Genomic DNA, 4,047 nt, shown 5'->3' with positions numbered 1-4,047 from the left:
GAAATCCGCCGAACTGGGCTTCGCACCGGCCGAATACCGCATCGGCAATTTTTACGAGAAGGGCATCGGCGTCGCGCGGGACATCAAGAAAGCCAAGACCTATTACCAACTCGCGGCGGAACAGGGCGATGGTCATGTCGGCGCTCACCCAGATGCTGCGCGAGGTCGAATGGGGACCGCTCGACGTGCTGGTCGTCGATATGCCGCCCGGCACCGGCGATGCCCAGCTCACCATGGCCCAGCAGGTGCCGCTGGCCGGTGCCGTCATCGTCTCGACGCCGCAGGACCTGGCGCTCATCGATGCGCGCAAGGGCCTCAACATGTTCAAGAAGGTCGACGTGCCGCTGCTCGGCATCGTCGAGAACATGAGCTATTTCCTCGCGCCCGACACCGGCAAACGCTACGACATCTTCGGCCATGGCGGCGCGCGGCGCGAGGCCGAACGGCTCGGCGTCACCTTCCTTGGCGAGGTGCCGCTGGAGATGGGCATCCGCGAAAGCTCGGACGCCGGCGCCCCGGTGGTCGCATCCAAGCCGGACGGCGCCGAGGCGAAGATCTATCGCGATATCGCCGCGAGGGTATGGGACAGGGTCCAAGAGGAACGCGGCGCCGCCGAGGCGGCAGTGCCCAGCATCGTGTTCGAGTAATTCGCCGGGCCGCCGGGTGTCCGATTTCCTTTCCAGGCTCCGGCAGCCGGGAATTGCCTCCTTCAGGATTTCCCCTGTCGTTGAGGGCTTCCCACACTTTCTCGACAGGTGCGGCGATCCGCTCCTCGCCCTCGATCACCAAAGCCATCAAGACCTCCCGGAATGCTGATGTCGATTGGTCCTGGCGCGCGGCCCTTTCTATGTCTATCGCACCAAAGTGCGGGTCTGCGGCGTGTCTGCCTCTTGCCTGCATGAGCGCGTTGTCATATCGATTTGTCATACAAATACGGAGACCACGATGGCAGGCGCCCCTACCAAGAAGAAGAAATTTCGCTCGCAGGAGTGGTTCGACAATCCCGACAACCCGGGCATGACGGCGCTCTATCTCGAGCGCTACCTCAATTACGGGCTGACCCGCGCCGAGCTGATGTCGGGCAAGCCGCTGATCGGCATCGCGCAGACGGGTTCCGATCTCTCGCCCTGCAACCGGCACCATCTCGAGCTCGCCAAGCGCGTGCGCGAGGGCATCGTCTCGATGGGCGGCATCCCCTTCGAGTTCCCGTGCCACCCGATCCAGGAGACCGGCAAGCGGCCGACGGCGGCGCTCGACCGCAACCTCGCCTATCTCAGCCTCGTCGAGGTGCTCTACGGCTATCCGCTCGACGGCGTCGTGCTGACCATCGGCTGCGACAAGACTACGCCCGCGCTCTTGATGGCGGCGGCGACCGTCAACATTCCGGCGATCGCGCTTTCGGTCGGCCCGATGCTCAATGGCTGGCATAAGGGCAAGCGCACCGGCTCCGGCACCATTGTCTGGGAATCGCGCCAGCGGCTGTCGGCCGGCGAGATCAATTATGACGAGTTCATGGACATCGTCGCCTCCTCGGCGCCGTCGACCGGCTATTGCAACACCATGGGTACCGCCACCACCATGAACTCGCTGGCCGAAGCGATCGGCATGCAGCTGCCGGGCTCGGCCGCGATCCCCGCGCCCTATCGCGAGCGCGGCCAGATTGCCTACGAGACCGGCAAGCGCATCGTCGATATGGTGCATGAGGACCTGAAGCCGTCGGACATCATGACCCGCCAGGCGTTCGAGAATGCCATCGTCGTCAATTCGGCCATCGGCGGCTCGACCAACGCGCCGATCCACCTCAATGCCATCGCCCGCCATCTCGGCGTGCCGCTCGACAATGACGACTGGCAGAACATCGGCCTTAACGTGCCGCTGATCGTCAACCTGCAGCCGACGGGCGAGTATCTCGGCGAGGACTATCACCATGCCGGCGGCGTGCCGGCCGTCGTGGCGGAGTTGCTGAAAGGCGGACTATTGCCGCACCCCGACGCGATCACCGCCAACGGCAAATCGATCGGCGACAATTGCCGCGGCGCGGTCAACGAAAATCATGATGTCATCCGCGGCGTCGACAAGCCGCTCAAGAGCAATGCCGGCTTCATCAACCTCAAGGGCAATCTGTTCGATTCCGCCATCATGAAGACCAGCGGCATCTCGCCCGAATTCCGCGAGCGCTATCTCTCGAACCCGAACGATCCGGAGGCTTTCGAAGGCAACGCCATGGTCTTCGACGGCCCGGAGGATTACCACGCCCGCATCGACGATCCGGCGCAGGGCATCGACGAGCACACGATCCTGTTCATGCGCGGCGCCGGCCCGGTCGGCTATCCGGGCGGCGCCGAGGTGGTCAACATGCAGCCGCCGGCCCATCTCATCAAGAAGGGCATCCATTCGCTGGCCTGCATCGGCGACGGTCGCCAGTCCGGCACGTCGGGTTCGCCATCGATCCTCAACGCCTCGCCGGAGGCAGCGGTCGGCGGCGGGCTGGCGCTGCTCAAGACCGGCGACCGCGTCCGCATCGACCTGAGGAAGGGCACCGCCAATATCCTTGTCGGCGACGAGGAGATCGCCAGGCGGCGGGCAGCGCTGCAGGGCAATGGCGGCTATGACTATCCCGAGCACCAGACGCCCTGGCAGGAGATCCAGCGCGGCATGGTCGACCAGTTCTCCGCCGGCATGGTGCTGAAGCCGGCGGTGAAATATCAGGATGTCGCGCACACCAGGGGCGTCCCGCGCGACAACCACTGAATTCAGAGCACGGCGAAAATCGAAGGGCGGTCCGCTTCCGGCGGACCGCCCTTTCTCATGGCCCTTGTTTCGACCGCGGGGCGTCGACAGATTAGCCCAATCTCGGCGGTCCCACGAAGGGAGGCTCTATATGGCGAAACGGCGCTCTTCCCTCGGCTTCCTCGGCATGTTCGGCCGGTCGGGCGACTTGCGCCAGCTCGACGACGCCTTGCGCAAGGCCGACTTGCATCCGGCGCTGGTGCCTGAGGGCGTCAAGCTCACCATCGTCAACCTGATGAAGGATCATTGGCCCGAGGAGCCGCCGCCTCAGGCTTATCAATCGGTGGCGCAACTCTGCGGCTATTGCGTCGCCGGACCGGAAACCTTCGAGCGGGCCAATGGCAGGGAGCACACTTTGGAAGCCGAGCGCCGCATCGAGGCCGCGCTCGAAGCCGGCGACAGCCTCGATGCGCAGATCGTGCTGTTGACGCTGCATGCGAAGCTGATCAACGCCGAAGTCGTCGAGCGCTATGGGCTGCGTGCGGAGTGATCTCCGAGAGCGGAAAGATCAGCCGCCCATCTTGTTGCGCGGCAGCTTGATCATCTCGCCGAAGCGCGCGCGCAGCTTGTCGTCGACGAGCCGCGACACATGGCGCGGAAAGCGCTCGGCCAGCACGCGCTTTTTCTCGGCGATCGCCCGCTGCAAAATGTCGGGCCGGCCCTTCTCATTCCATTCCTTGGGCGAGAAGCGATCGCCGACTGCGGGATAAAAATATTCGGTCTGCATCAGCTTCAAAGTCTGCTCGTTGCCGAGATAGTGACCCGGGCCCTTGAGGCAGACATCGGCGATCGTGTCGATCGACAGCGCCTCGTCCGTCACCTCGATGCCGCGCACGCATCGCAGGCAGTGGCCGAGCATGTCGTTGTCGATGATCAGGCTTTCGAGACAGAAGCCGAGCAGCGAGGCATGCATGCCGGCCGATTCATAGACGAGGTTGAGGCCGGCAAGACCGGCCATCACATCGGTGATGCCTTTTTCATAGCCGGACTGGATGTCGGGCAGCTTCGAATCCGTCATGCCCGCGGCCGAGCCGCCCGGCAGGTCGTAATACTGCGCCATCTGCGCGCAGGCCGCGGTCAACACGGCCTGCTCGGCCGAACCGCCGGACATGGCGCCGGTCCGGAGATCGGAGACGAACGGCCAGGTGCCGAAGATCGCCGGATGGCCGGGCTTGATCGCGTTGACATAGACTAGGCCCATCAGCACTTCGGCCACCGCCTGCACGACGGCGCCGGCAATCGCGGCGGGAGCTGTGG

The 4,047-nt window shown here is 64.5% G+C and carries 3 protein-coding genes and 3 pseudogenes; 4 read left to right on the top strand and 2 right to left on the bottom strand.

The window, feature by feature from the left end; translation table 11 throughout:
• Window positions 1–13: 13 nt before the first annotated feature.
• Both EOA32_RS40850 and EOA32_RS34135 read left to right on the top strand, forming a co-directional pair.
• A pseudogene (locus EOA32_RS40850) lies at window positions 14–79 on the top strand (hypothetical protein); the annotation flags it as partial.
• 49 nt (window positions 80–128) lie between these two features.
• Window positions 129–647 (top strand): annotated as a pseudogene (locus EOA32_RS34135) (P-loop NTPase); the annotation flags it as partial.
• A 15-nt stretch (window positions 648–662) separates the two neighbouring features.
• On the opposite strand, the pseudogene EOA32_RS40360 reads toward EOA32_RS34135, so the two are convergent.
• Window positions 663–795: pseudogene (locus EOA32_RS40360) on the bottom strand (SRPBCC domain-containing protein); the annotation flags it as partial.
• Window positions 796–945: 150 nt separating this feature from the next.
• On the opposite strand from EOA32_RS40360, the gene EOA32_RS34125 reads away from it, so the two are divergent.
• On the top strand, window positions 946–2,751 hold the full coding sequence (locus tag EOA32_RS34125) for an IlvD/Edd family dehydratase (RefSeq protein ID WP_128374058.1): 1,806 nt from the start codon (window positions 946–948) through the stop codon (window positions 2,749–2,751).
• Between the two features lie 130 nt (window positions 2,752–2,881).
• Window positions 2,882–3,280 carry a hypothetical protein gene (locus EOA32_RS34120; RefSeq protein ID WP_095777564.1) on the top strand — a complete coding sequence of 133 codons (399 nt, stop codon included), beginning with the start codon at window positions 2,882–2,884 and terminating at the stop codon, window positions 3,278–3,280.
• 18 nt (window positions 3,281–3,298) lie between these two features.
• Here the strand turns inward: EOA32_RS34120 and EOA32_RS34115 are convergent.
• Window positions 3,299–4,047, bottom strand: a 749-nt coding sequence (locus EOA32_RS34115; protein WP_189407608.1) for a trimethylamine methyltransferase family protein, incomplete at its 5' end; no start/stop codon positions are given.

This window comes from Mesorhizobium sp. M1A.F.Ca.ET.072.01.1.1, assembly GCF_004023325.1.
Taxonomy (GTDB): Bacteria; Pseudomonadota; Alphaproteobacteria; order Rhizobiales; family Rhizobiaceae; genus Mesorhizobium.
This window is presented reverse-complemented; position numbering and strand designations above follow the sequence as displayed.